The following is a 25888-nucleotide window of genomic DNA, read 5'->3' as shown; positions in this document are numbered from 1 at the left end:
GATGTTCGTCATGCGCGCCATTGAAGCGGCGGATTTGCCCGGACTGGTAACGCTCGTCCGTCAAGTCGGCTCCGGTATGACGACGTTGAAACCGGACGAGCCAGCCCTGCAAAAACGTCTGCAGATTGCGTGCGCTTCATTCGAAGGGCGATTGGCCGCCGCCCAAGCGGATTACGTATTCATCATGGAAGACACGGGGTCGGCGCAAGTCGTCGGTATCAGCGCGATCAAAGCGGCGGTCGGCCTCACCGAACCCTTCTACAATTTTCGGGTCGGACGATTAGTGCATTCGAGCACCGATCTCGGTGTTTATGCGTGTAAGGAGATGTTGTACCTATCGTGCGATTTAACCGGTTGTGCCGAGCTCTGCAGCCTTTATCTGGGTCCGTCTTTCCGCACCGGTACCAATGGCAAGCTGTTGTCGAAGGCGCGCTTTCTGTTCATGGCGCAGTTCGTCGACTTGTTTCCCGATGTAGTGATCGCCGAGATGCGCGGGTTCCAGCGGCACGACGGCACGTCGCCGTTTTGGGACAGCCTGGGTCGCCATTTCTTCAAAATGGAATTCGCGCGCGCGGACGATTTAATGAGCTTAGGTAAAAAATCATTTATCGCTGAGCTTATGCCGAAGTATCCGGTTTACGTCGACTACCTGACCGATGAGGCGAAGGCAGTGCTCGGCGAAGTGCATGTCGATACCGTACCGGCCAAGCGGTTGTTGGAAGAGGAGGGCATGCACTACGAAGGTTATATCGACATCTTCGATGCCGGTCCGGTACTGCAAGGGCGCTCGCAGCAACTGCGGGCAATTCGCGAAAGTCAGCTTGCTATTGCGCAGGCCGGCGACGACGAGCACGTCGACGACAGCCGTTTCCTCGTCAGCAATACCCGGCGCGACGGCTTTCGTGCCATCGTCGCTTCCGGTCAATTGAAGTCCGGGAATTTTCACTTGAGCGACGCCGAGCTCGAGGCCTTGCGGATTCAGGCGGGTGACACCATTCGATTGATGACACTGACCGCAGGAACGCGATCTTAATGGCAAGTCACTTTATTAATGGTCAGCGAATCGACGGAACCGGCGAACCATTACAGTCGGTTTGTCCAGCGACTGGGCAGGTCGTTTGGCAAGGCCGCACCGCTAGCGCCGCCGATGTCGCCGCCGCCTGCGAGTCAGCGAAGGCACGATTCCCCAGCTGGGCATTGTTGCCGCCTGTTGATCGTGCGGCGGTGATCGTTCGCTTTAAGGAGGAGTTAAGCAAAGCGAAAGACGATATCGCTCGCGCGATCGGTCAAGAGATCGGTAAACCGTTGTGGGAAGCGCGCACCGAAGTCGCGTCGATGATCAATAAAGTAGACATCTCATTACGCGCCTACGATCAACGCACCGGTACCAACGTGACCGCGACTGCGGAAGCGGACAGCGCGCTGCGTCACAAGCCGCATGGAGTGCTCGCGGTGCTCGGGCCGTACAACTTTCCCGGTCATTTACCGAATGGTCACATCGTGCCGGCGCTGCTCGCGGGCAATACCGTCGTTTTCAAGCCGAGCGAGTTCGCGCCGCGCGTGGGATTGTTAACGGTGGATGTATGGGCGCGTGCCGGTTTGCCGGCGGGTGTACTGAACGTGGTGAACGGCGGACGTGATACGGGAATGGCGTTGACCGGACACGATACGATCGACGGTGTGCTTTTTACCGGCAGCTATCAAACCGGCGTTGCGTTGCATCAGCAATTTGCCGGCCGTCCAGAAAAGATGCTGGCGCTGGAAATGGGCGGCAATAATCCGCTGGTGGCATGGCAAGTGCGCCATATCGATGCCGCCGTGCATCACATCGTCATGTCGGCATTCGTCAGCGCCGGCCAACGTTGTACGTGTGCTAGGCGCCTGATCGTTGCCGACGACGCCGACGGCGAATGTTTGTTGGCGCGATTAGTCGATGTGACAGCGCGGCTGCGCATTGGCAAGTGGGATGCCGATCCGCAACCGTTCATGGGGCCGGTGGTATCGGCCAAAACGGCAGCCGGAATTTATTCCTTTTATGAGACGCTGGTTCGTGCCGGCGCGAAGCCGTTGTTGGCTATGCAATACGCCGATCGCTCCAGCGGATTTCTCTCGCCGGGCATTGTCGATGTCAGCGCCATTAGCGAATGCCGTGACGAAGAAATATTCGGTCCGTTGTTGCAAATCATTCGGGTACCGACATTCGCCGATGCGATCGCCAGCGCCAATCAAACGACGTATGGACTTGCCGCCGGTTTGTTGTGTGAAGACCGTGCGTTGTACGAGCAGTTCTTCGCTCATGTGCGTGCCGGCATCGTCAATTGGAATCGACCAACGACGGGTGCTTCCAGCAGTGCGCCTTTCGGCGGAGTCGGTCGATCCGGCAATCATCGTCCGAGCGCGTTCTATGCCGCCGACTACTGCGCCTATCCAGTGGTCTCATTGGAAACTGCTGAATTGGCTCTACCCTCCGACCTCAGTCCTGGATTAAGTTTGTAAAACAATAAAAGTTTTCTGATTAAAGAGGGAAACCAGGTAGCGCGCCCGCTGTTACCCCTGAGTTCCTTCTTGAAACGCACAAGGTCTACACTATAAATCACTTGTATACTTGCAGACGGTTCTTCACTTAACACTTATACAACGATCGTCTTCTTGCTCGCACGACATTGCCGCTATACTTGTTTCATCCTTCATTTTCATAATCAAAGCGATAATTAATTCTTCATGGGTCAGCAAATACGCGAATTAGCAGGTATGAGCGAACGCCATTTACGGGTGGCGTTAAGTAAAGTCGGCGAACGCGTTGCCATCCGCATCGAGGCGACGGTGTTGCCGGCGTTGTCCCATTTGTTGCCGGGGTTGCACAACATGGGATTGTTCGTCGAACGGCAAGTCGGTAGCGACAGCCCGGTACATTTGGCCGGCGCGTCGGTATCGGAATTGGTGCTCGACGCCGATTCGAGCAAGCGGCTGCAAGCGATCAAAGATCAAACCGGGTTGAATGATCTATTGAGCCGGTTGTTCACCGGCGAAGCGGAAGACGGTCGACTCAATGGTTTGGCGATTGTCGCTGGTTTGTCGGTGCGGCAAATTATGTTGGTCCGAACCTACGCCAGTTACCTGCGCCAAGCCGGTCTGCGTTTCAGCTTGAGTTATATGGCCGAAAGTCTGCGCCGCTATCCGGACGCGATTCGGACATGGACCGAGATCTTCGACGCTAAATTCAATCCGCGGCGCGCTGCCGCCACTCGCGCTGCCGACGTCGCCGCCAAGCGCGAACAATTCCAGAACTACGTTGCTGCCATTGTTCATCCGGACAGTGAAGAGGTATTACGCAAACTCGACGAGGTGCTCGACGCCACCGTTCGCACCAGTTACTACATCAACTGGCAGGCGTATCAGTTGCCCGATTACATCGCCATCAAAATCTGTGGCGAGAAGATTAACTTCTTGCCACGACCACGGCCGTATCGCGAAATTTTCGTATTGTCGCCGCGGTTTCATGCGGTGCATCTGCGCGGCGGTCCGGTTGCTCGCGGTGGCCTGCGCTGGTCCGATCGCATGGAAGATTTCCGCACCGAGGTGCTTGATCTAGTAAAGGCGCAGATGGTGAAGAACGCCATCATTGTGCCGACCGGCGCGAAGGGCGGTTTCGTCTGCCGTTCGATCACGCCCGAATCGGCGACGCGCGACGAAGTGGCGGCCGAAGGTGTCGCGGTCTACGAGCATTTCATCAACGCCTTGCTCGACATTACCGACAATCTTAAAGCCGGCACGGTAATTCCGCCGACCGACGTGGTGCGCCACGACGAGGACGATCCATATTTGGTAGTCGCCGCCGATAAAGGCACGGCCACATTCTCCGATCGCGCTAACGCGATTGCCGTTGCCCGCGGATTCTGGTTGGGCGATGCCTTCGCTTCCGGCGGTTCTAACGGTTACGACCACAAGAAGCTCGGTATCACATCGAAGGGCACATGGGAGACGGCCAAGATCCGTTTCTCCGAGCTTGGCGTCAACTGGCAGCAGGAGCCGTTTACCGCTGTCGGTATCGGTGACATGGGCGGCGACGTATTCGGTAACGGTTCCTTATTGATGCCGAACATGCGGCTATTGGCCGCGTTCGATCATCGCCACATCTTTGTTGATCCGACCCCGGATGTTGCTGCCGCTTATGCCGAGCGTAAGCGTTTGTTCAATCTGCCGCGTTCTTCCTGGGATGACTATCAGCGCGAATTGATTTCTAAGGGCGGTGGCATCTGGTCGCGGCAAGCACGATCGATCACGTTGTCCGCGGCGGCGCGTGCTGCGCTCGGTACCGAACACAGCAAAGTGACACCCGATGAGCTGGCGCGCATCATTCTGCAAGCGCCGGTCACAGTGCTTTATAACGGCGGTATTGGCACTTTCATTAAATCGTCGGACCAATCACACGAGGATGCACGCGACCGGACCAACGACTCAATCCGGGTCAATGCGGCCGACCTGCGATGTCGGTTGGCAGTCGAAGGCGGTAATCTCGGCATGACGCAGAAAGCGCGCATCGAATTCGCCAGCCGCGGCGGCTTGGTGTATACCGACGCCATCGATAATTCTGCCGGTGTCGATTGTTCCGATCACGAAGTTAATCTAAAGATTTTGCTCGATCAATGCTTCGACGGCGATCTCAGCAACGAACAGCGTAATCAATTGCTGGCATCGATGGCGGGCGATGTCGAGCGCTTAGTGCTGAAAAATAATTCCGGTCAGGCGCGTCGTTTGGCACGCGAGACCCGTGCCAGTGGTCGCGATGCCGGACGTATCAAGTCACTGTTGGTGCAACTCGAACAACATTCCACACTCGATCGTAAACTCGAAAACCTGCCGAACAACGACACCGTTGACCGACGCGCGGCACTTGGTACTGCCTGTCTGGTATTGCCCGAGTTGTCGGTCGTATTGGCTTACGCCAAGTCGTCGCTCAAGGCATCATTGGTTGGCACCGATCATCTGGATCGGTTGTGGAGCCAGGCATTTTTTACCGGCTATTTCCCGAAAGCTGTTCAGTCCGACAAGATCTTGTCGCATCCGTTGCGCCATCAAATTACTTCCACACTCATTGCCAACGAATGCGTGAACCGAGCCGGGCTCGATTTTGCGCATGGCATCGCTTCATCGTATGGCGTTCCGCTCGATCGTGTGTTGAACGTATTTGCTTACGTGTACACCGCGTTCGGACTCAATCAAGTATGCGAGCGTTGGGACGACGTGATATGTCAATCCGATGTCGCGCATCGTGACGACTTCGATAGGACGTTGGAGGAGATGATCGAGACCTCGGTTATTTTCTTCCTGAATCGCCCGCGTTATCTCACGGCAAACGGCTGGAAAGTGGTATCGCAAGCGGTCGAGTCGTCGGTCCGAGCGATCGGCAGCGCCAATGCGTCGGCGTCGTCGCCGGCAGCGGCGGTTCAGTACATCCTCGGTTTGAACGAAGCGGTCACGCAAATCACCTCGGCGCTCAAGCTGATTACCAAGCAGGAGTCCGATCCGCAAGCGACGCTAACGACACTGCGACTCGTCAGCGAAGAGACCGGTCTACAGCAATTGATTGCGTTGCTGGAAGTTGCCAAGGCCGGTAGTCGGGGCAGTAACGCTTTCGAATTCGCGATCTCGGCGTTGCGTCGGCAAGTGGTTTATTTTGCCGAGCACGTGTTGCGACAGTCGGCGGCGGCGAATCCGGTTAAGGTGACGCAGATATTGACCGAATTACTGCAGCGAATGGGCTTTGGCGATATGCGTGCCGAAATCGCCCGGCTGCAGGCCAACTCGAACTTGACGTCAGCGCGCGAAGAATTGGCGTATCATGCCTGGCAATTGGCCGAGCGCCTGGAAGAGGCGCGCGAAAGCTATTCGAGGTAAGGTAACGATTGCATCCTATCGACTTTGACACCGCCCAAGCGGATTTTCGTGCTGCGGGATTTCGCGTCGACCCTCTCGGTGAAGAGATTTGGCGGTTTTATTCCCCCAAGCCAGCGCCGGTGCAATTGCTCATATCGGTCGGGATTCACGGCGATGAAACCGGCCCGATCGAGATGTTGGCTCAGCTGTTGGCCGAGTGGCAGCGCGAGCCGCAGGCGCAACAAGTCGATCTTTTGCTGTGTGTCGGTAATTTAGCGGCGATCAAAAAATCCCATCGCTACGTCGATCGCGATCTCAATCGGCTGTTTGTCGAGGGTTTGCGGCCGGATCACAGCGCCTATGAAACGGCGCGTGCCGCGCAATTAATGGCAGCTGCCGGCGATTTTTTGGCGAGCGGCAAAGCAACGGCAGCGCGCCAGTGGCACCTCGACCTGCATTCGACTATTCGGCCGTCGCTGTTCCCGCGCTTCGCTGTCGTGCCGCGGCAAACCGATGCGCAGCGCTGCGACGAGTTGGCGGCATGGTTGAGTGCGGCGGATGTCGATGCAGTGGTCTTCAACGACCTGCCGGCGTCGACTTTCTCGTCTTACACCGCCAAGCTCGGCGCTACCTCATGCACGCTCGAGCTCGGTCGCATCGGCCGATTCGGCAGTCACGATACCTCGGTCCTAGAAAACTTCCGCAACGCCCTCGACCGGCTCGTGCGCACCGGATCACTTGTTGATAACTCACGGGCAAGCGCGATCGCTACTTTCAAGGTAACGACCGAAATCGTTAAACGCACTTCGCAGTTTAAGTTGTCATTCGCCACCGATGTTCCCAACTTCACGCCGTTTCCGCGCGATCATGTGGTAGCGACCGACGTCGATGTGACCTATCGAGTCGGCGCGCCATTGGAGCGGATTATTTTCCCCAATCCGAAGGTCGACCCAGGAGAGCGTGCGGGGTTATTGATCGCGCCGGTCGAGTAGGGCAGAACGATTTACTTCAGATAGAACTGGAGACGCGCGCCGGTAATTTCGATGACGTCGCCGTTACGCAGTTTTACGCCGGCGGCGGGCACGGCCTGACCGTTTAGTTTGGGTTTGTCCGATTCGCCGCTTGCTTGCAGCACATAGCCGTCGACCGTGCGGGTTACGGTGCCGGAGTGTTTTCCGGTTTTTCCGAGATTGGTGACTGCCTTCGCCAGGTCGATACGTTTGCCGCTGTTAGTACCTTCTAGTACGAACAGCTGGCCGTGCTTCACGCGAACTGTCAGATTATCGGCGTCCGGCACCGCCGGATCAGGCATGTCCGATGACGTTTTATTCGTTGCTCCTTCGCCTTTTTTCGATTGTGCGTCCAAGTAAACCAGTGCGTACTCGCCGATGATGACAACGTCGCCATGAGCAAGATGATGGCGACTGACGCGCTTGTTGTCGATGAAGGTGCCGTTGGTGCTGCTGAGGTCTTGCAGGAACGATTCGCCGTCGACGGTCGATATTCTCGCGTGTTCGCTGCTCACCGCCAGATGGTCGAGATGAATGTCGCAGCCGGCGCGCCGGCCGATTTTGGCGTCGCCGTCCTTTAGATCGAAGTTACCGACGACGGCATCGTGATGCTTGATGACGATCTTGCTCATGGCGTTTCGCTCCTTGCTTCCAAGAAAGTGTAGTACTCCGGTTTATGCACGCCACTAGAACGACTTACCGTTAAAGATTCAGCTGGCGATACTGTTTGGCCGCGCTAAGCAACCATTCTTTGAATGCCTGTACCAGCGCCGAGCTCTGTTTGCGCTCGGGATAAGCCAGGTAGTAGCCCTGTTCGCTGCGAAGCGACAAATGACACGGAATACACAGCGAGCTTTCCGCCAGTTCGCTTAGCACCAAGAATCGCGGCACCAGGGCGATGCCAAGCCCGGCGCGCGCCGCTTCCACCAACATTGAGAACAATTCGTAGCGTGCGCCTTTCATGCCGTTGAAATGCGAAATGCCGGCCTGCGCGAACCACTGACGCCAGGCGTCCGGCCGTGCCGATTGATGCAGCAAGTTATATTTTTCCATATCGCTTGGCAGCAACTCGGAACGGCCTGCCAATATGTTCGGGCTGCAGACCGGCACCATCTCTTCACCGAACAAATGCTCGACTACCGTTCCCGGCCAGATCGGGCTGCCGAAATGAATGGCGCCATCGAATGGCGTATCGGTAAATAAAAACGGCTCGGCGCGTGTGGTCAAATTGAGGGTGATGTCGGGCCAGAGGGCGTAGAACTGCGGCAACCGCGGGATCAGCCAGCGCGAGGCGAAGGTCGGTATGACGGCAAGCTCGAGTACGCCGCCGACGCCATGATGTGACATCGCCGCCAACGTGTGCCGTTCGATATTGTTCAGGTCTTCGCGGATCTCTTTAGCGTAGAGTTGCCCGATCTCGGTCAGGCTGACGCGTTTCTTAATTCGGTTGAACAGCAGGACGCCGAGATATTCTTCGAGTAGAACAATTTGCCGACCGACTGCACTTTGCGTCAGTGCCAGCTCATCGGCGGCACGTGTAAAGCTTTGATGCCGCGCCGCCGCCTCGAATGCGACCAGCGCTTCAATGCTAGGTATTTTTCGCCGCATGTGGGGTTTCGCAAAGAAGCAAGGCGTCAGTCCGGTATTGCCCTGACGCCATAGCCGCTGCGATGGTGAAGGCGTTTACTTCAGATAAAACTGCACGCGAATGCCGGCGACTTCGATGATGTCGCCGTTGCGCAGTTTGTTACCGCTGGACGAGATGGCCCGGCCGTTGACCTTCGGGATGTCGCCTTCTTTTGACGCTTCCAGCATGTAGCCGTCGCTGGTGCGGGTGATGACCCCGGCCTGCTTGCCGGTCTTGCCGAGATTGGTTACCGCTTTGGTGAGCTCGATGCGTTTACCGCTGTTAGCGCCGTCAAGCACGAATAGCGTGCCGCGCCGCTCGATCGTTGGCGCTGCGGGTTTCACCTCCGGCAGTGGTCGATCGGGCGCCGGGGCCGGCGTCGGTGTCGCTGTTGAGGCACGCGCGGGCGTCGGCGCTACCGGTGCAGACGGATTGATCACTACCGTTTTCGCCAAGGTGTCGCCTTCGTGCGTATCTTGGAACGCCGGTTCATTCAAATAAACCAGCGAATGCTGACCGATGCTGATCGTGTCACCGTTGCGTAGATGATGCTTGGCGACGCGCTTGTTGTTGATGAAGGTACCGTTGGTGCTGTTCAAGTCCTGAATGAAGGAATCACCGCCGATGGTAAAGATATTCGCATGTTCACCACTGATCGCTAAGTGATCAAGGACAATCTCGCATCCCGACCGACGACCGATCTTCATATCGCCTTGGCGCAGCTCGATATGGTCGATCACGGCCTCGTTATATTTGATGATGAGTTTGCTCATGCGGTTTTGTTTTGTCCCTAGCGGTTAATCTTAAATTTCATCCAGCTCGTTCGAACGTGGCGTATCGCTGTCGATGCGCACCAGGATGACGGAAATATTATCAGGGCCGCCGTGCGTGTTGGCGCCATCGACTAGGTCGCGCACGGCCTGGTCTAAATCGTTGTTATGACGACGCAAGCTGTCACCAATTTGAATATCGGTTAGTACATCGTTGAGCCCGTCTGAACATAGCAGGTAAATGTCGCCGTTTTGCACCGTTGTTTCGGTGACATCGGGCTCGATGCCAGCGTCGACACCGAGGGCGCGTGTTACCAAGTTCTTGGCCAGCGATTGCCGCGCCTCATCTGCGGTGAAGATACCGCGAGTCACTAGCTCCTGAACGACGGAGTGATCGCGTGTGATTTGTTCGAGGGTGTCACTACGGAAGCGATAAAGCCGGGAATCGCCGACATGACCGACGCACATGCGGTTGTCGTAGAACGTAGCGACGACGATGGTAGAACCCATGCCACGGTAGTCTGGACGGGCTTGGGCGGCCTCGTAGATGGCGGTATTGGCTTTGCGGATGGCTTCCATCACGGTTTCCGGCTCATCTGCCGTTTGCGTCGGCTGGAACTCAGGCGCCGGCTGCCACTCGCGACTTTCAAAATGGCGGGTGACGATATCGACCGCCATGCCGCTTGCCACTTCGCCGGCCTGATGGCCGCCCATGCCGTCGGCGAGCACGGCCAGACCTAGCTCCGGGTGGGTGGCAATCCGGTCTTCGTTTTCGCTCCGTACCCGCCCAGGATCAGTGAGGCCGGCCATGATGACGTGTATTAAGCCAGTCATTGATCAGTCAGCGGTCCGTACTGGCATGGGATTAAGCTGAATAGTGGCCTGTCGGCGCATATGTCACATCCATCATCCTGTCCGAAGTATAGCGTTGCACCTAGCAAGGACAGGGCGGGTCGAAACCCAGATTTTCCGTAGAACTAACTCTAAAACAGAATATTAACCCTATGAATCTTCGGAAAAAAGTAATTCCAATAAATGAACATAGACCGAAGCCAGCCGCGCCGGGTCTTCCACCCGAACATGTTCGTTCAACTTATGAATACTGGCATTCAGCGGGCCTAATTCGATCACCTCAGCACCGGTCGGTGAAATAAACCGCCCATCCGAGGTGCCGCCATCGGTCGATAGCTTGGCATCGATGTCGAGCGCTCGCTTGACGGCTGCTTGCGCCGCCCCCGTCAGTTTCCCGCGCGCGGTGAGGTATGGCGGCCCCGACAGCTTCCACTGAATCGAGTATTTAACCCCATGTCGCTGCAGAATCGCTTCAACGCGCTCACGCAGCGCCGTATCGGTAATTGCCGTCGCGAAGCGGAAATTGAGATCGAGCTCGATCTGCCCCGGAATGACGTTTACCGCACCTGTGCCCGAATGAATATTGGAGACCTGGAAACCGGTCGGCATGAAATCGGCATTTCCATGATCCCAAACTGTGGTCGTCAATTCGGCTAATGCCGGCGCGAAGGCGTGAATCGGATTGCATGCCAAATGCGGGTAGGCGACGTGGCCTTGGATGCCGTGGATCGTGAGCCGGGCGTTGAGCGAGCCACGGCGGCCGTTCTTGATGACGTCGCCCAAAACATCGGCCGAGGTTGGCTCGCCGATAATGCAATATTGAATGCCGATGCCGCGTACCTTCAGCCAGTCCAGCACTTTGACGGTGCCGTTGACCGCTGGACCTTCTTCATCGGAAGTCAGCAACAGACCAATACGACCTGAGTGGACCGGATGCCGTGAACTAAAGTCTTCGATCGCGGTAATAAAGGCAGCGATCGAACTCTTCATATCGGCGGCGCCGCGGCCGTAGAGCAGACCGTCACGAATGACCGGCACGAACGGATCGCTATTCCAAGACTCGCGCGGACCCGAAGGCACGACGTCGGTGTGGCCGGCGAACACGACCAGCGGACCGTCAGTGCCGCGCTCGGCCCACAGATTATCGACCTCGCTAAAACGCAGGCGCTCGGTTTTGAAGCCGAGCGCCTGCAGCCGCGGAATGAGCAGGTCGAGACAACCGGCATCGTCGGGCGTCACCGACGGCCGCGCGATCAGCTCCATCGCTAACGCTAATGTACGATCTACCATGAAAGATATTTCGTAAGCGGCTGATTAGATGTCGCGAAGTAATTCATTGATACCGACCTTCGCCCGTGTTTTCTCATCGACCTGTTTGACGATAACGGCGCAGTACAGGCTGTACTTGCCGTCGGCCGAGGGCAGGTTGCCGGATACGACTACCGAGCCGGCCGGAATGCGACCGTAGCTGACTTCGCCGGTTTCGCGGTTGTAGATCTTCGTGCTCTTGCCAATGTAGACACCCATCGAGATTACTGCGCCTTGTTCGACGATTACGCCTTCGACCACTTCCGAGCGCGCACCGATGAAGCAATTGTCTTCGATGATAGTCGGTGCTGCCTGCACCGGTTCGAGCACACCGCCGATACCGACGCCGCCCGACAAGTGCACGTTCTTACCGATCTGCGCGCACGAACCGACGGTAGCCCAGGTGTCGACCATCGTGCCTTCGTCGACATAGGCACCAATGTTGACGTAGCTCGGCATCAGCACCACATTCGGTGCGATATAGGCACCCCTGCGAGCAGTCGCCGGTGGCACGACGCGGATACCGCTTTTGCGGAAGTCCTTCGGTTTGTAGCTGGCAAACTTGGTCGGAACCTTATCCCAATAGTTACTGGCGCCGCCACGCATCGCCGCGTTATCGTTCAAGCGGAACGACAACAACACTGCTTTTTTCAACCATTCGTTGACGACCCATTGGCCATCGCGTTTCTCGGCGACCCGCACCTTGCCGGCATCGAGCAGATCGATAGCTTTTTGTACGGCCTTTTTGACCGTGGCCGAGGACTTCTTCGGCGTTAGCTTGGCGCGTTGTTCGAAAGCGTCGGAAATAATTTTTTCAATGTTCTTCATAGGTTCGCCCTGGTTCTTTAAATAGATTCTACATAGTTTCGGATGCGTTTGGCCGCATCCGTACACTCATCGAGCGACGCCACCAACGCCATCCGCACGCGGGCGCTGCCCGGGTCGCCGCTGGCGGACGGTCGCGAAAGATAGCTGCCGGGAAGCACGACCACACCTTGCTTGGCATACAGCTCGCGGGTGAAACGTTGGTCGTCTACCGGTGTTTTCGGCCACAGGAAAAAGCCGGCATCGGGTCGCCGTACCGATACTATCGGACCCAGCACGGCCAACATGGCGTCGAATTTAGCGCGATACAGCGCGCGGTTCTGGCGCACATGCGCCTCGTCAGCCCAGGCCACGGCGCTGGCCGCTTGGGTCGGCGGCGGTAATGCGCAGCCGTGGTACGTCCGGTATTGAAAAAACTGTTCGATGATCTGCGGGTCACCGGCGACAAAGCCCGAACGCAGACCGGGCAGGTTCGAGCGCTTCGACAGCGAGTTAAAGACGAGACAGTTTTTGTAGTCAGTAATGCCAAGCTCGTGCGCCACTTGTAATAAACCGGTCGGCGGTTCGGCCTCGTCGAAAAAGATTTCCGAATAACATTCGTCCGAGGCGATCACGAAATTGTAACGCTGCGAGTAGTCGATGAGCCGCGCAAAATCGATCGCTGAAACAACCGCGCCGGTAGGATTTCCGGGCGAGCACACGTACACGAGCTGCGTCCGCTGCCAAACCGCTTCCGGTACGCTGGCGAAGTCCATGCGGTATCCGTTTTCCTCGACGGTATTGAGCAAATACGGCTCAGCGCCGGCCAGTAGCGCCGCGCCTTCGTATATTTGGTAGAACGGGTTCGGCATGACGACGACGGGTGATGTGGCGTGCGCGTCGACGACGGTTTGAGCGATCGCGAACAGCGCTTCGCGCGTGCCGCCGACCGGCAACACGTGACGTTCGGTGTCGAGCGGTGAGCGTTGCAATTGAAAGCGATGATTGGCCCAATCGACGATCGCGCGGCGCAATTCGGTGGCGCCTTTAGTCGCCGGGTAGTTGGCGAGCCCGCCCAAGTTCTGCGTCAGCGCTTCCAAAACAAAGGCGGGTGCGGCATGCTGCGGCTCGCCGATGGATAACCGGATCACCGGTTTATCTTTCGGCGGCACAATACCTTGCAAGAGTGCGGCGAGTTTTTGGAAAGGATACGGTTGTAACCGTGCGAGCCGCGAATTCATGAGCGATGTTGTGGTCTGGGTGTCGTTGAAAGCAGCGAAAGTATAAGGCACGCACGAATGCCCTCCAACCAATCGCGACCCTTTTATCCATCATTGTGTGTGCTATTCGGTGCCATGCTCTGGGGCGTCGTTTGGTATCCCATGCGCCTGCTCGAGCAGGGTGGTCTGCATGGCGTCTGGTTGTCCTTGATTCTTTACGGCAGTGTGCTGATCGCCGGTCTGCCGTTTTATCGGCGGCGGACTCTGCAGGGGTTAGCACGGTCGCCGGGTTTGGCATTACTGCTCCTGAGCACCGCCGGCTGGACCAATGTCGCCTTCGTGCTGGCTGTGCTCGACGGCAATGTCCTGCGAGTGTTGCTGCTGTTTTATCTATCGCCGTTGTGGGCGACGTTGCTCGGCTGGTTGTTATTGCGCGAGCGGATTTCGCGGGTGGCGGTATTCAGCCTAGTCGTCGCTATGAGCGGTGCCTTGCTGATGTTGTGGGATCGGCAGCTCGGCTTCCCTTGGCCGCAGGATCGGATCGACTGGCTGGCGCTCACCGCCGGTTTTGCCTTTGCGCTGTCGAACGTGGCAACGCGTAAGGCGCAGAACATTTCGCTCGCCGGCAAAGTGTTTTGCGTCTGGTCCGGTGTGGTTATCACGGCGCTGGCCATGATCGGGTTGTTTGCCGTGCCGCTACCGGTGATGTCGCTCAACGTATTCGGTGGCGCCGTCGCCCTCGGCCTATGCGGCATTCTGCTGATGACAGTGCTGGTGCAATACGGTGTTACGCATTTGCCGGTCTATCGAGCGGCGATATTGACGTTGGTCGAGCTCATCGCCGGCGCGGTGTCGCAGCAGTTATTGACGAATGAAGTGGTAATGCCGCGCGAGTGGATCGGCGGCGCGCTGATCGTCGTTGGTGCTTATTTATCGGCGCGCGCCGCCAAAGATTGATTCGTTAGAGCAAGCAGTAGTTGACCGGCTGCAGCGGCGGCGGCGTATTACGCTCACCGAGTTGTTGGCGTAGGTCGATTTCAATCGTGCGGCACATCGCCGACAACGGCAAATCGTTCGGTAGTTGGCCGAACGGCTCTTCGATTTCGTCGCCGAGCGCATCCAGCCCAAAGAACGTATACGACACGATCGCGACCACCAGCGGTGTCATTAGCCCGATCGTGTCGACCAGTCCGAACGGCAACAGAAAGCAATAAAGATACGCTGTGCGATGCAGCAGCAAGGTGTAAGCGAACGGTAACGGCGTATTGCGAATACGCTCGCAACCGGCGAGCACGCCCGCCATCGATGTGATCGTTTCATCGATATTCTGCGCGAGCATGTCGCTCAAGAGGCGATGGCGCAGGCAATAACGCAGATCGCGCGCGAGCAGGTCGACGATCGCATTCGGAATGTTGCTGCGGGTGGCGATGAATTCGAGATCTTCCGGCTCAAGAAATTTTTTCAGGCTGCTATGCGGTACGGTACCGCGCAAGTGATGCCGCAGCGCATGCGAAAACGCGATGGTCTTGTAGATCATGCGATGCTTGAGCCGACTGACGCTCTTGCTGTCCTGATCCTCGGTCTTGTCATTGTTCGTACCGATCAGTGTCGTACATTGGCGCGCGAACGTGCGTGTATTAATGATCAGCTGACCCCACAGTTTCCGGCCTTCCCAATAACGGTCGTAGCACGCGCTGTTTCTGAAGCCGAGGAAGATCGACAACGCCAGGCCGATCAAGGTAAACGGAATTACCGTTAATATCGGCAGCGGGACCACAGTATGCAGATAGGTAACTAACCCACCGAACGATGCCGCCGCAATGATTTGCGGGGCGATATGGACCACGATCGAGCCGCGGGTAATAAAGAATAGATTCAGCGCCGATGGCCGATTTCTGACGATCATTAACGTTCCTAAGAGCTCAGGGGTACTAGGAAAAGTGTAGTGCGAGGCGCCGCCGGCTGCTGATCTGTGTGACCAGCAGCCGGCGCAAAAACGACGTTTACGGCGGGTTTATCAGTTCGGGATGTGCAATTGATTGCCGATGAAGCGAATTTCGGCGTCGGCTGCCGGCGTGTCGGCGATCGGCGGGACGTTCGCCGGCGAAATCGGCGGTACGCTATTGCCGACGTTGCCACGCGGAACGGTGCGCACGACTTGGCTAGGCGGCAACGGTTTGTCCTGCGTCAGATGGTCGTACAGCAAATTCATTGCTTGGTTGAAGTAGTGATGTAACGGCACGAAACGCGAGTTAAAACCGGGCACGCCGTTCAGCGTGTCCAAATGCTGTGCATTAGTGATCTCGTAATAGCGCGTTTTGCTATTGGCACCGTCGCGCAATTTGTTGAGAGCGTAGTACGGACGCGCGGCATGATTCGGTGCGATGACGGCGTCGGCGCGGCCGGTGACGATAATTACCGGCCGTCCGCGCAGACGTGCACTCGCACGCACTTGGGCAATGCCGGCCTTGATGCGCTGATACCTGACTTGCAACGAACCGGTCAACGGCAAGCCTGTGACAATATCTCTCCCAAGCGCCAGGTTACGCAGGCAAATGGCGCCGTCGATATTCAAATCCTGACGCTGCGTCGTCGACGACGTCGATATCCGGTCTTCTTTCGGTCCGTCGACCGACAAATTGTTGATCAAATTGATACCGCCGGTGGGAGGAATGCCGTTGGCATCGCCGTAGAGCGCGGCTTCGTTGATCGCCGGCAATGGAATCGGATTGGCCGACGGATCGGCGGCGGCGAAGCTGTAGCCGCATAAGTTGTCAGTGAGGTCGAAGCGTCCGTAGGCATTGGCGTAGGTAACAGCGATGCCTTGCGGCACGCTCAGGAAATAATGCGCCGGTTGCGCCAAGTTCTGTTCGGGCAAGATGCCATAGTCGTTGATGATCTTTTGCGCCTCGACCGCCTGTTGTTCGAGCGTATCGCTGCTGAGTAAATTTTTCTCGCGTAGCGATGCGCAGCGATTGCCGGCCAACGGCGACGGCACGCCATTGAGTGGCGCACCGCCGTTGGCCGGTGCCAGTGCCGCGCATGGCTGATACAAGTTCACGAGGGTGATGTAGTCGAGCAAGCTCTTACTATGGTTTGTCAGCGGCGCTCGACCTTCCTGAACAATGCTGAAAGCGCCGGTGCTCGGGCTGGGTTGTACATTGGGTTCGGAAACGGCAACGCCATCGATCAGACCTTCGGTATCCTGTTCGAGTGCGCGCAACGCGGCGCCACCGCCGTTGGAAACGCTCGAGGCGATCACCAGCGTGTTCTTCGGCGTGAACACGCCGATGTTTTTTTGGTTCAACACATAAAACGCGAACTTGATAGCCTGTAGGGTGTGCAAGCCCCATGACATCTCCGGATTGCGTTGCGAATGCGCATGTTTGAACGCGAAGCGGTGCGGATTGCCGGTTAAATAAGCGCTGCGCTGAACGTCGCTGATAGGCGCCGTAAAATTCGAACGCTTGCCGGCGACCGTCGCATTAGCGCGTTCGCCCCGGATCAGATTGACCGAATTTTCCTGCAAGTCGTGCGCGCCGTTGCCGGTCCCTTTATCGGTGTAAGCAACGACGCAACCGCGCTTCAGTCCCCATTCGCCGGCGGTAGCGATAGCGCCGTAGATGCCGCGCGAGCCGGAGGAGGTGGCGCTGACGATGCATGGATTCGCCGGATCGAAATTGGCCGGAATCTGTACCATCATCGTTACGTTATCGGTGCCGGGTAAATTGTCGACATAGGCGAGATATTCGTCGCCGGCGATTTTTCCTTCGGCCAATGTCGGATTTCCGTGGCGGTCGATATTCGGACCGTACAACACGCCGTAACCGCCGTCGCTGGAGATATCGACCAACGCACGATAGTTGTTGTAGATCGCGCGCCGCCGTAACTCGGCAGCGGTGGGTTTTAGCGGATCGGCGAACGCCGGCGGCGTGTTCGTCTGCAAGCCGGTTTTACCGAGGCCGGCGGTCAGCAAATCATCGGTATCGCCGTCGTACGCTGTATGCAGGATCGGTGCTTTGACGAATGCGGGTTTCTTCTGCGCTTGTGCGTTGTTGCCGAACGTAAACGCGATTAGTGCCGACAAACTACAGGCAATTTTCCTTGCGATCATGAGAACGCCTTCCGTGGATACGAAACGCAATTATCCGGACTGGTCCAGGCAAGGAAAGCATTCTTTTTTTAAAGCCCGCATTGACCTCGATGCTTAATCAGCGGCGTTATCGTAATCGCGTTCACCAAAAATCGCCGTGCCGATGCGCACCATTGTCGAGCCCTCACGGATCGCTTCGAGGTAGTCGCCGCTCATGCCCATCGATAGCTGATCGAACTGCGGCAACGAAAAGCGAGTAGCGCTTTCGTTAAGAAGCTCACGCAATTGCGCGAATGGCGCGCGCGTCCGATCGGTCACAACACCGTGTGCGCCGATCGTCATGAGGCCGCGTAAAGCAACGCCGGGGAGGGGCGTCTGTAATAACGTGTCGAGCAGCGGTGTCAATTGGGTCGGGGCGACGCCGTGTTTATTGGGATCGCCGGTCACGTTCACTTCGATGAGTGTGTTGACCACAACCTTTTTTTCTTCGGCCAGGCGCGATAGACGCTGCCCTAACTTGACGCTATCGAGCGAATGAAACCACGAAAAATTATCGGGAATAAATTTCGCTTTGTTCGACTGCAAGTAGCCGATGAAATGCCATTCCAATTCAACGTTGCGAATGCGCGAAATCTTGGTCAACGCCTCTTGCACGGTGTTCTCGCCGAACACCCGTTGACCGAGCTGTAACGCCGCTTCAACAATTTCCGCTGGATGCGTCTTCGAGACGGCGATGAGTTTGATTTCCCCCGGTTGGCGGCCGGCGGCGCGGGCGGCGGCGGCGATGGTTTCGCGAATGCGGGTGAGGTTGGCGGCAAGCTCGTTCATCGCGTCATGGTACCGCGACTCACGAACGATCGGACAGGTTACAGCGGCGGGTTACGAATGAGCCGACGGCGGAAATGCGGATGGGCGCAAGTACTGCGCCGGGTTCACCGCCCGCCCATTTTTCAACACTTCAAGATGAATGTGCGGACCGGTCGAACGGCCGGACGAGCCGACGCGGGCGATCGGCATGCCGCGTTGCACTTTGTCGCCGACCTTTACCAACACCGTCATGGCGTGCGCGTAGCGCGTAATCAAACCGTCGCCGTGGGTGATTTCAACCACATTACCGTAACCCGATCGTTCGCCGGCATAGACGACGACGCCGTCGGCCATCGCTCGTACCGACGAGCCGAGCTTCGATGCGATATCGACGCCTTCGTGATAGGCGATCTGACCGGTGAAGGGGTCGGCACGCTGGCCGAAGGCAGACGAGACGAAACCGCCTTCGGCCGGCCAGCCAGCAGGCGTTACGGCGTCGCTCAAGCGACGATCGAGCAATAATGTTTCGAGCGCACGCAGTCTGGCTTCGGAGGTCCTGATATCGGCCGCTAGTCGATCCAAGCTGATCGACACTTCCGACTTACCCGCGATCGTTGTAGTCTCCGGGCCGCCTTGACCGACTTCCGATTCAAAGTTGAATTCGCGATTGTCCAATCCGGCCATGCGTGTGAGGCGACCGCCGAGTGCGTTCAGTCGCAGCACTTGCGCCTGCAGTTGGCCCATACGGCGGGCGAGCGCATTGAGATGAGTGCTGGCTTCGCGCTTAGCGGCGTCGAGCGCGCGGGATTGCTTCGAAAGTTCTTTCGAGTAGGCGACAATTTGGTCTTCGGGATCGGCGTTACGTGTGATCAAATCATGGATATGAAATATCACCGTGCCCAACAACGCCGGCAGCAACAGACCGCCGACAAAGGCGATCGCAAGGAACTGGCGATGCGAGAACGAGGCGATCGTTCCCTTTCGGATCCCCTCTGAGATAACGATAATGTTCATAGGCTTTTTTGAGTCTAGACCATATGAGCGGGACTAAACCCTCCAGTGGGCTTAAACGCCTACGGGCGTACCTTCCTAGCGGATTGGCGAATACTCTCAGCCGACACGCGGACGTAGCGTCGAAATTACGACACTTGTGGCAGACCCATGTCCCCGAGCCTCTGGCCTCGCATGCGCATCCAGTGCGTTACGAGGCCGGTGTGTTGTACGTGCATGTCGATACGCCCGCGTGGGCCAGTCGCTTGCGTCAACAGCAGACTAGCGTGGCCACTAGCCTGCGGCGCGATGCTATGGCGCGTGAGCTGGTGGAAATTCGCGTGCGGGTTGTGCCGCTGGAACAAGCGATTCCACGGACTGCCAGAACCCCGGCACGAACGAGTCGGCTGACGACTGCTGCCGCTAGCCAAATCGATCGTACCGCCGATGGCATCAACGATCCGGAGTTGCGCGCCGCGCTCAAACGCCTGGCCGATCGGGCGGCGCGATCACCGTCGTCTAAGCGTGGTCGCTAATGAGAGCGTGTCGATGCCTCGGGACTCTGGTGGGTCGTAGTCGCCGCTACATCGCCGTCGGTGTGTTGTTGTTACTGACCGCCGCTTGCGCGCACGGCGCCAACCGCAATGTCATGCCGGCGCCGGCGTCGTCGCCCGCTACGCTTCGCGTTGCCGCCGTCGGCGACCTTATGCTGGGTGGCACCGCAACAGTGGAGCTTGCGCAATTCGGTTACGACTATCCGTTCGTGTACGTCGGTGATTTATTGCGCAGTGCCGATATCGCTTTCGGCAATCTCGAAGGTCCATTAACGGCGCGTGGTAGTGCGCACAGCAAGCAATTCGTTTTCCGTTCGCCGCCCGATCTGGTCGCGCCGGCGCTGGCGCGCGCCGGTTTCGATGTCGTTTCGCTCGCCAACAACCATTCGCTCGATTACGGTGCCGATGGATTACGCGATACCATCGACGCGCTGCAACGCGTCAACATTCACACCGCCGGTGCCGGTCACGATCTCGATGCCGCGCGCAAACCGGCGTTCATAGATGTCGCCGGTACGCGCGTTGCCGTGCTCGCGTATTCGTTGACGTTTCCCGAAGAGTTTTGGGCGACCGGCACGCAACCGGGAACTGCCTTTGGTCACGAACAACAGGTGCGTGCCGACGTTGCTGCCGCGCACAAGCGCGCCGACGTCGTGTTGGTGTCGTTTCATTGGGGACAGGAGGGTAGTAATGAGCTGCGCCCCTATCAGCGCACGCTCGGTCACGCCGCGATCGACGCCGGTGCGGCTGCCGTCATCGGTCATCATCCGCATCTCTTGCAAGGCGTTGAGCGTTACCGTAACGGTGTAATCTTGTATAGCCTCGGCAATTTCGTGTTCGGCTCGTACAGTTCGACGGCGACCCGCAGCGTGATCGCCGTATTGTCGCTGAGTCACGGTCGAGTGCACGAGCTCACGCTGTACCCGGTTGATGTCAATAATCTTGAAGTCGTGTTCCAGCCGCGGTTTTTGAAAGACCGAGCAGCAGACGAAGTGGTGGAGCAGTTGCAGCTATTGTCGCAACCGCTGAACGCGGCCGTGGAAAATCGCTCGGGTGTCGGCGTGCTAACGCTGACCGACGCGCCATAAATATATTAAGTCGTCGCCATAATGTGGTTTAATTGCGCGCCATGATCCGCCCCTACGAATTTCTTATCGGTCTGCGCTATACGCGTGCGCGCCGCCGCCATCGTCTGATCTCCTTTATCTCGGCGATCTCCGTCGTCGGTATCACGCTCGGTATCGCCGCGCTGATCACGATCTTGTCGGTGATGAATGGCTTCGGCAACGAAGTTCGCAACCGCATTCTCAACTTCATCTCGCACGCCACCATCAGCGAAACCAGCGGCCGCCTAAGCGACTGGCCGGCGTTGGTCGAGCGCGTGAAGGGCCAGCCGCATGTGCTCGCCAGCGCGCCTTATATATTGGGGCAGGGGCTGGCCGCACGCGGCAATAACATCAATGGCGTGCTGGTGCGCGGCATTCTGCCGGATGAGGAACGGCGAGTATCGGAAATCGCCGACCACATGGTCGAAGGTTCGATCGACGCGCTGAAGCCGGATGAATACGGCATCGTCATCGGCAATGCACTGGCGTGGAAACTGGATTTATCGCTCGGTTCGCAAGTGTCGCTGGTAGTACCGCAGGCGCAAGCGACCCCGGCCGGGTTATTGCCGCGCTTTAAGCGCTTTACCGTCGTCGGTATTTTCCGGCTCGATATGTACGAATACGATATCGGCCATGTGTTGATCCACTTGGACGACGCCGCCAAGCTGTATCAATACGACGATCAGGTCAGTGGCCTGCGGCTGAAGCTCGATAATCTCGATTTAGCGCCGCGGGTAGCCGACGACCTTACCGGTTATTTGGGTGGCGAGTATCGCGCACGCAGCTGGACCGACGAGCACATCAGCTGGTTTCGCGCGTTACAGTTGGAAAAAACGGTGATGTTTATCATTCTGCTGTTGATCGTCACTGTCGCCATGTTCAACGTCGTATCGACGCTGGTCGTTGTTGTCAACGAAAAGAAATCCGATATCGCGATATTGCGTACGCTCGGCGCCAGCCCTGGTAGCGTGCTGCGCATCTTCATGGTGCAAGGCAGCTTGATCGGTATCGGCGGAACCCTCATCGGCACAATCGTTGGACTGTTGATCGCGTTCAACGTACCCGACATCGTCAAGTTGCTGGAATGGATCCTCAATACCAAATTCTTGGCGGCCGACTTGTACTTTATTAGTGAAGTTCCGACCGAGGTGCGCTGGGTCGATGTCGCCTGGATTTCTGGGTCATCGTTAGTGTTGGCGTTGCTGTCCACGCTGTATCCGGCATGGCGTGCGTCGAAGGTGGAGCCGGCCGAAGCGCTGCGTTACGAATGAGCACAATACCAACTCCCAAAAAAGACTACGTATTACGCGCCACCGGCGTCGTCAAGATTTATGACGAGGGTGCGTTCAACGTTTCCGTATTGCGCGGCGTTTACCTGCGCGTCGAGCGCGGCGAGCAAATCGCCGTCGTCGGCGCTTCCGGCTCAGGCAAGAGCACGCTGCTGCATGTGCTCGGCGGTCTCGACCGCGCCACTGCCGGTCAAGTTGAAGTCGACGGTCAGGATATCGGCACGCTAGCGGAAGCCGCGCGTGGTGCGTTCCGCAATCAGAAGCTCGGCTTCGTTTATCAATTTCATCACCTCCTGCCCGAGTTCAGCGCGTTGGAAAATGTCGCTATGCCGCTGTTCATTCGGCGGACACCGAGGGCCGAGGCAACTACCCGGGCGAGCGCCATGTTGGCGCGCGTCGGCTTGGACGATCGTCTACATCATCGCCCAGCCGAGCTCTCTGGCGGTGAACGCCAGCGCGTCGCCATCGCTCGTGCCATGGTGACGGAGCCGCTATGCGTATTGGCGGATGAACCGACCGGCAATCTCGATCGTGAGACGGCACAGACGGTTTATGATTTGATGCTGGAGCTCAACCGTGAGTTGAAAACGAGCTTCATCATCGCGACCCATGACCTAACACTGGCGAATCAGATGGACCGGGTGCTCAAGCTCGATGATGGAGTATTGCGGGCGAACTAAGTAAGCACGTCAATCCAATCGCGAATTACTGCGCTGACTCCGCCGTCGGTCCCAATCGCGACCTACCTGCCAGCGCCACAGCCAGTGGATGCCGTAATAACCTAGCACTGCCAAGCTGCTCGATACGACGACAGAGCCGAGCACGAACGGTTGCCACACGCGCAAAAATTCGCCGGACAACCACTCCCAAGTGGGACTAATGGCGATATCTTGGTGTGGCGTATTGAGCAAGTATGCGCCGAGGGTGTAGCAAAAATAAAACACCGGTGCGAGCGTTAGCGGATTCGTAATCCACACGAGTGCAACAGCAATCGCCAAATTGGCACGGAAAAGAATCGCAAATGCGGCAGCGGGCACGCTCTGCAACGGCATCGGTATGAACGCCCAAAACAAACCGATGGCGAATGCCGAGGCGACCGAGTGACGATTCAAGTGCCATAAATTCGGATCGTGCAACAAGCGACCGAAAAACTGCAGGTGCTTGTGATTGCGGACCCGATCAATGTCAGGCAGGTAGCGGCGAATCAGTCGTCGGGCCATGACGCGCTAGTGTATAGTCCCCGCAACTAAAAGGAATATGTCCGCGTCGTGCGCGCAGCGGCGATTGCTTTCTTGGGTGGGATCCTCGTCGTACAGCAGCTGGCGGCATTGCCATCGCTCTATTGGAGCTTGGCACTGATCCCGGCGATTGCGCTCGCGCTTTGGCATCCACGTTGGTTGATCCTCGTCTTCTTCATCGGTGGCGTCGTTTGGGTAAGTTGGCGCGCCGATCTCGTCCTGCAACAGCAATTACCGCCCGCGCTCGAAGGACGCGATATCACGCTCGAAGGTGTCATTGCCGAATTGCCGAGTGCGACCGCTTATGGCACGCACTTCGCGTTCGATGTCGTGCATGCTGTCAGTGATAATGCCGCCGTTGTCGTCCCCGATCGGGTGCTGTTGAGCGCGGATCGCGATCTGCAGCCGCGCGCCGGCGATCGTTGGCGGTTGACGGTGCGATTGAAACGCCCACACGGACTGCAGAATCCCGGTGGCTTCGACTACGAAGCGTATCTCTTTCGCAATCACCTGCGCGCCACCGGTTATGTACGCAACCAGCCGGCGCCAACGCGCTTAGGTGAAGCGACAGGCCGTTATCGCATCGATCGTTGGCGCCAGCAACTCGGCGATCGCATGCAAGCGTTGATGCCAAACCGCGCCAACGCCGGGCTGATCGTCGCGCTCGCCAATGGCGACGGCGGCGGTGTGAACGATGCGCAGTGGCAGACGTTGGGTCGCACCGGTACGTTGCACTTGGTGGCGATCTCCGGCATGCATATCAGTTTTGTCGCCGGCTTGATGTTTATGTTGGTGCGATTTCTGTGGTCGTTAGCCGGTACGCCGGTGCTGCGTTTGCCGGCGCCGCTAGCCGGTGCGATTGCCGGTTTAGTTGCCGCCTGTGCTTACGCGGCGCTCGCGGGTTTTGTCATTCCGACGCAACGCGCGCTGGTCATGCTGGCGGTAGCGATGGCGGCGGTGTTGCTGCGCCGGCGGGTACCGCTGACGCAGCTATTGGCGGCGGCGCTGCTGCTGGTGCTGTTGTTCGATCCGCTGGCGGTGATGGCGCCGGGGTTTTGGCTGTCGTACGTTGCCGTCGCCGTCATCATCTACGTGATGATCGACGACGGTCCGGTTCGCTCGTTATGGCGCAAGTGGGGCTTTCTGCAATGGGCGATCGCCGTTGGTATGGTGCCGCTGACGCTATGGCTGTTCCAACAAATTTCGCTGATTGCACCGGTTGCTAATCTGGTGGCGGTCCCGGTATTCGACTTGTTGCTGGTTCCGCTCACGTTGTTCGGTACATTGTTACTCGGCTTCGGTGCCGATACGTTGGCAGCGTTGTTGTTCCAAGGCGGCGATACGTTGCTGGAATGGCTTTGGCCGGTATTGAATTGGCTGGCGAACATCGAGCACAGTCAATGGACCCAGCATCGTCCCAGCGGTTGGACGCTGGCCTGTGCCGTTGTCGGAGTATTGCTGCTGTTAGCGCCGCGGGGTTGGCCGGGACGTGCCGTCGGCGCGGTGTGGCTGCTGCCATTGTTTTTGATTCGTCCGGCCACGCCGGCCGCCGGTGAGGTGTGGTTCACGTTGCTCGACGTTGGCCAGGGACTGTCGGCGTTGGTGCGTACCGAGTCGCACGTATTGCTCTACGACACCGGTCCCCGCTGGAGTCCGCGGTCCGACGCGGGGCGTTCGGTCATCGTGCCGTATTTGCGCGCCAATGGGATCGATCACATCGATACCTTGTTGATGAGCCACGGCGATAACGATCATGCCGGCGGCCTGTCGTCGGTACTAAAGACATTGCCGGTCGCGCAGGTGTTGACTGGTGCACCGACGGTCGCCGGCGAGCCGTGCCGCGCTGGTCAGCAGTGGCGTTGGGACGAGGTTGAGTTCAACGTCCTCAACCCCATTGATGGACAGACCGGAAAAGAGAACAACATGTCGTGTGTGCTGCGAGTACATGGACCGCACGGTACGATTTTATTGCCGGGCGATATCGAGCAAGTGGCCGAACAATTGTTGGTCGAGCGTGACGGGCAGCGTCTTGCCGCCGATATCCTGGTAGCGCCGCACCACGGTAGCCGCACCTCGTCGAGCCCGGACTTTCTGGCGGCGGTGCATCCACGATACGTGGCGTTTGCAGTCGGCTATCGCAACCGCCTTCATCATCCGCATCCATTAGTGATCGAGCGGTATATTGCGCTCGGCAGCGAGTTGCACGATTCGCCGAGCAGCGGCGCGCTCGAATTCCGTTTGCGTGCCAGTGGTATTGAAGTGGTGGCCTATCGTGAGCGCAATCGGCGCTACTGGCAGACGCCGCCTTAAGACCGGTTTTTCAACAGCGTGCTATCTGTTAAA

The 25888-nt window shown here is 57.8% G+C and carries 22 protein-coding genes; 10 read left to right on the top strand and 12 right to left on the bottom strand.

Going from position 1 to position 25888, the window contains the following annotated elements:
* Nucleotide 1 precedes the first annotated feature (1 nt).
* The 4 genes from astA (at nt 2) to HY308_18325 (ending at nt 6869) form a co-directional block, all read left to right on the top strand.
* Nucleotides 2-1033: an arginine N-succinyltransferase gene (gene astA / locus HY308_18340; protein MBI3900228.1), complete on the top strand. Its 1032-nt coding sequence runs from the start codon at nt 2-4 to the stop codon at nt 1031-1033.
* A complete protein-coding gene (gene astD, locus HY308_18335; protein MBI3900227.1) occupies nt 1033-2496 on the top strand; it encodes a succinylglutamate-semialdehyde dehydrogenase in 1464 nt (487 codons plus the stop codon). Before astA ends, astD begins: the two co-directional genes overlap by 1 nt.
* 255 nt (nt 2497-2751) lie before the next feature.
* The gene (locus tag HY308_18330; protein MBI3900226.1) at nt 2752-5898 is read left to right on the top strand and encodes an NAD-glutamate dehydrogenase; all 3147 of its coding nucleotides are present in this window, start codon (nt 2752-2754) and stop codon (nt 5896-5898) included.
* Between the two features lie 8 nt (nt 5899-5906).
* Entirely contained in the window at nt 5907-6869 is a 963-nt protein-coding gene (locus HY308_18325; protein MBI3900225.1) for a succinylglutamate desuccinylase, read from the top strand.
* An 11-nt stretch (nt 6870-6880) separates the two neighbouring features.
* Here the strand turns inward: HY308_18325 and HY308_18320 are convergent, their stop codons facing one another.
* From HY308_18320 to dapC, 7 genes are all read right to left on the bottom strand, one after another.
* Nucleotides 6881-7519, bottom strand: a complete 639-nt coding sequence (locus HY308_18320) for an FHA domain-containing protein (protein ID MBI3900224.1) — start codon at nt 7517-7519, stop codon at nt 6881-6883.
* Nucleotides 7520-7589: 70 nt separating this feature from the next.
* The gene (locus HY308_18315; GenBank protein MBI3900223.1) at nt 7590-8495 is read right to left on the bottom strand and encodes a LysR family transcriptional regulator; all 906 of its coding nucleotides are present in this window, start codon (nt 8493-8495) and stop codon (nt 7590-7592) included.
* Between the two features lie 75 nt (nt 8496-8570).
* The gene (locus tag HY308_18310) at nt 8571-9287 is read right to left on the bottom strand and encodes an FHA domain-containing protein (protein ID MBI3900222.1); all 717 of its coding nucleotides are present in this window, start codon (nt 9285-9287) and stop codon (nt 8571-8573) included.
* A gap of 30 nt (nt 9288-9317) precedes the next feature.
* The gene (locus tag HY308_18305) at nt 9318-10118 is read right to left on the bottom strand and encodes a Stp1/IreP family PP2C-type Ser/Thr phosphatase (GenBank protein ID MBI3900221.1); all 801 of its coding nucleotides are present in this window, start codon (nt 10116-10118) and stop codon (nt 9318-9320) included.
* A gap of 168 nt (nt 10119-10286) precedes the next feature.
* The gene (gene dapE, locus HY308_18300) at nt 10287-11426 is read right to left on the bottom strand and encodes a succinyl-diaminopimelate desuccinylase (protein ID MBI3900220.1); all 1140 of its coding nucleotides are present in this window, start codon (nt 11424-11426) and stop codon (nt 10287-10289) included.
* Between the two features lie 24 nt (nt 11427-11450).
* Nucleotides 11451-12272, bottom strand: a complete 822-nt coding sequence (dapD, locus tag HY308_18295; protein ID MBI3900219.1) for a 2,3,4,5-tetrahydropyridine-2,6-dicarboxylate N-succinyltransferase — start codon at nt 12270-12272, stop codon at nt 11451-11453.
* A gap of 17 nt (nt 12273-12289) precedes the next feature.
* On the bottom strand, nt 12290-13489 hold the full coding sequence (gene dapC / locus HY308_18290; protein ID MBI3900218.1) for a succinyldiaminopimelate transaminase: 1200 nt from the start codon (nt 13487-13489) through the stop codon (nt 12290-12292).
* Nucleotides 13490-13546: 57 nt separating this feature from the next.
* Here dapC and HY308_18285 point away from each other — a divergent pair, with 57 nt between their 5' ends.
* Nucleotides 13547-14425 (top strand): DMT family transporter, encoded by an 879-nt coding sequence (locus HY308_18285; GenBank protein MBI3900217.1) that lies wholly within the window; start codon nt 13547-13549, stop codon nt 14423-14425.
* Nucleotides 14426-14429: 4 nt separating this feature from the next.
* Here the strand turns inward: HY308_18285 and HY308_18280 are convergent, their stop codons facing one another.
* The 4 genes from HY308_18280 to HY308_18265 all read right to left on the bottom strand — a co-directional run bounded on the left by HY308_18280 (nt 14430) and on the right by HY308_18265 (nt 19382).
* Nucleotides 14430-15374: a bestrophin family protein gene (locus tag HY308_18280; protein ID MBI3900216.1), complete on the bottom strand. Its 945-nt coding sequence runs from the start codon at nt 15372-15374 to the stop codon at nt 14430-14432.
* A gap of 111 nt (nt 15375-15485) precedes the next feature.
* A complete protein-coding gene (locus tag HY308_18275; GenBank protein ID MBI3900215.1) occupies nt 15486-17582 on the bottom strand; it encodes a D-(-)-3-hydroxybutyrate oligomer hydrolase in 2097 nt (698 codons plus the stop codon).
* Nucleotides 17583-17675: 93 nt separating this feature from the next.
* Nucleotides 17676-18389 carry a YggS family pyridoxal phosphate-dependent enzyme gene (locus HY308_18270; protein ID MBI3900214.1) on the bottom strand — a complete coding sequence of 238 codons (714 nt, stop codon included), beginning with the start codon at nt 18387-18389 and terminating at the stop codon, nt 17676-17678.
* A gap of 51 nt (nt 18390-18440) precedes the next feature.
* A complete protein-coding gene (locus tag HY308_18265) occupies nt 18441-19382 on the bottom strand; it encodes a peptidoglycan DD-metalloendopeptidase family protein (GenBank protein MBI3900213.1) in 942 nt (313 codons plus the stop codon).
* Nucleotides 19383-19405: 23 nt separating this feature from the next.
* Between HY308_18265 and HY308_18260 the strand changes: the two genes are divergently transcribed.
* The 4 genes from HY308_18260 to lolD are packed head-to-tail and all read left to right on the top strand — an operon-like array spanning nt 19406 to nt 22987.
* A complete protein-coding gene (locus HY308_18260) occupies nt 19406-19894 on the top strand; it encodes a DUF721 domain-containing protein (protein ID MBI3900212.1) in 489 nt (162 codons plus the stop codon).
* A 29-nt stretch (nt 19895-19923) separates the two neighbouring features.
* The gene (locus HY308_18255) at nt 19924-21000 is read left to right on the top strand and encodes a CapA family protein (protein MBI3900211.1); all 1077 of its coding nucleotides are present in this window, start codon (nt 19924-19926) and stop codon (nt 20998-21000) included.
* A 41-nt stretch (nt 21001-21041) separates the two neighbouring features.
* Nucleotides 21042-22289, top strand: coding sequence for a lipoprotein-releasing ABC transporter permease subunit (locus tag HY308_18250; protein ID MBI3900210.1), 1248 nt, complete (start codon nt 21042-21044; stop codon nt 22287-22289).
* Entirely contained in the window at nt 22286-22987 is a 702-nt protein-coding gene (gene lolD, locus HY308_18245) for a lipoprotein-releasing ABC transporter ATP-binding protein LolD (GenBank protein ID MBI3900209.1), read from the top strand. The genes HY308_18250 and lolD overlap by 4 nt, the downstream gene beginning before the upstream one ends.
* A 9-nt stretch (nt 22988-22996) precedes the next feature.
* Here lolD and HY308_18240 read toward each other — a convergent pair whose 3' ends face one another.
* Complete coding sequence (locus HY308_18240) at nt 22997-23527, bottom strand: DUF2062 domain-containing protein (protein ID MBI3900208.1); 531 nt, start codon at nt 23525-23527, stop codon at nt 22997-22999.
* Between the two features lie 48 nt (nt 23528-23575).
* Here HY308_18240 and HY308_18235 point away from each other — a divergent pair, with 48 nt between their 5' ends.
* Nucleotides 23576-25855 carry a DNA internalization-related competence protein ComEC/Rec2 gene (locus HY308_18235; GenBank protein MBI3900207.1) on the top strand — a complete coding sequence of 760 codons (2280 nt, stop codon included), beginning with the start codon at nt 23576-23578 and terminating at the stop codon, nt 25853-25855.
* Nucleotides 25856-25888 lie beyond the last annotated feature (33 nt).

It is taken from the genome of Gammaproteobacteria bacterium (genome assembly GCA_016199745.1).
GTDB lineage: Bacteria > Pseudomonadota > Gammaproteobacteria > Acidiferrobacterales > Sulfurifustaceae > JACQFZ01.
The sequence above is the reverse complement of the archived record's forward strand: the minus strand, read 5'-3'. Positions and strand labels throughout refer to the sequence as shown.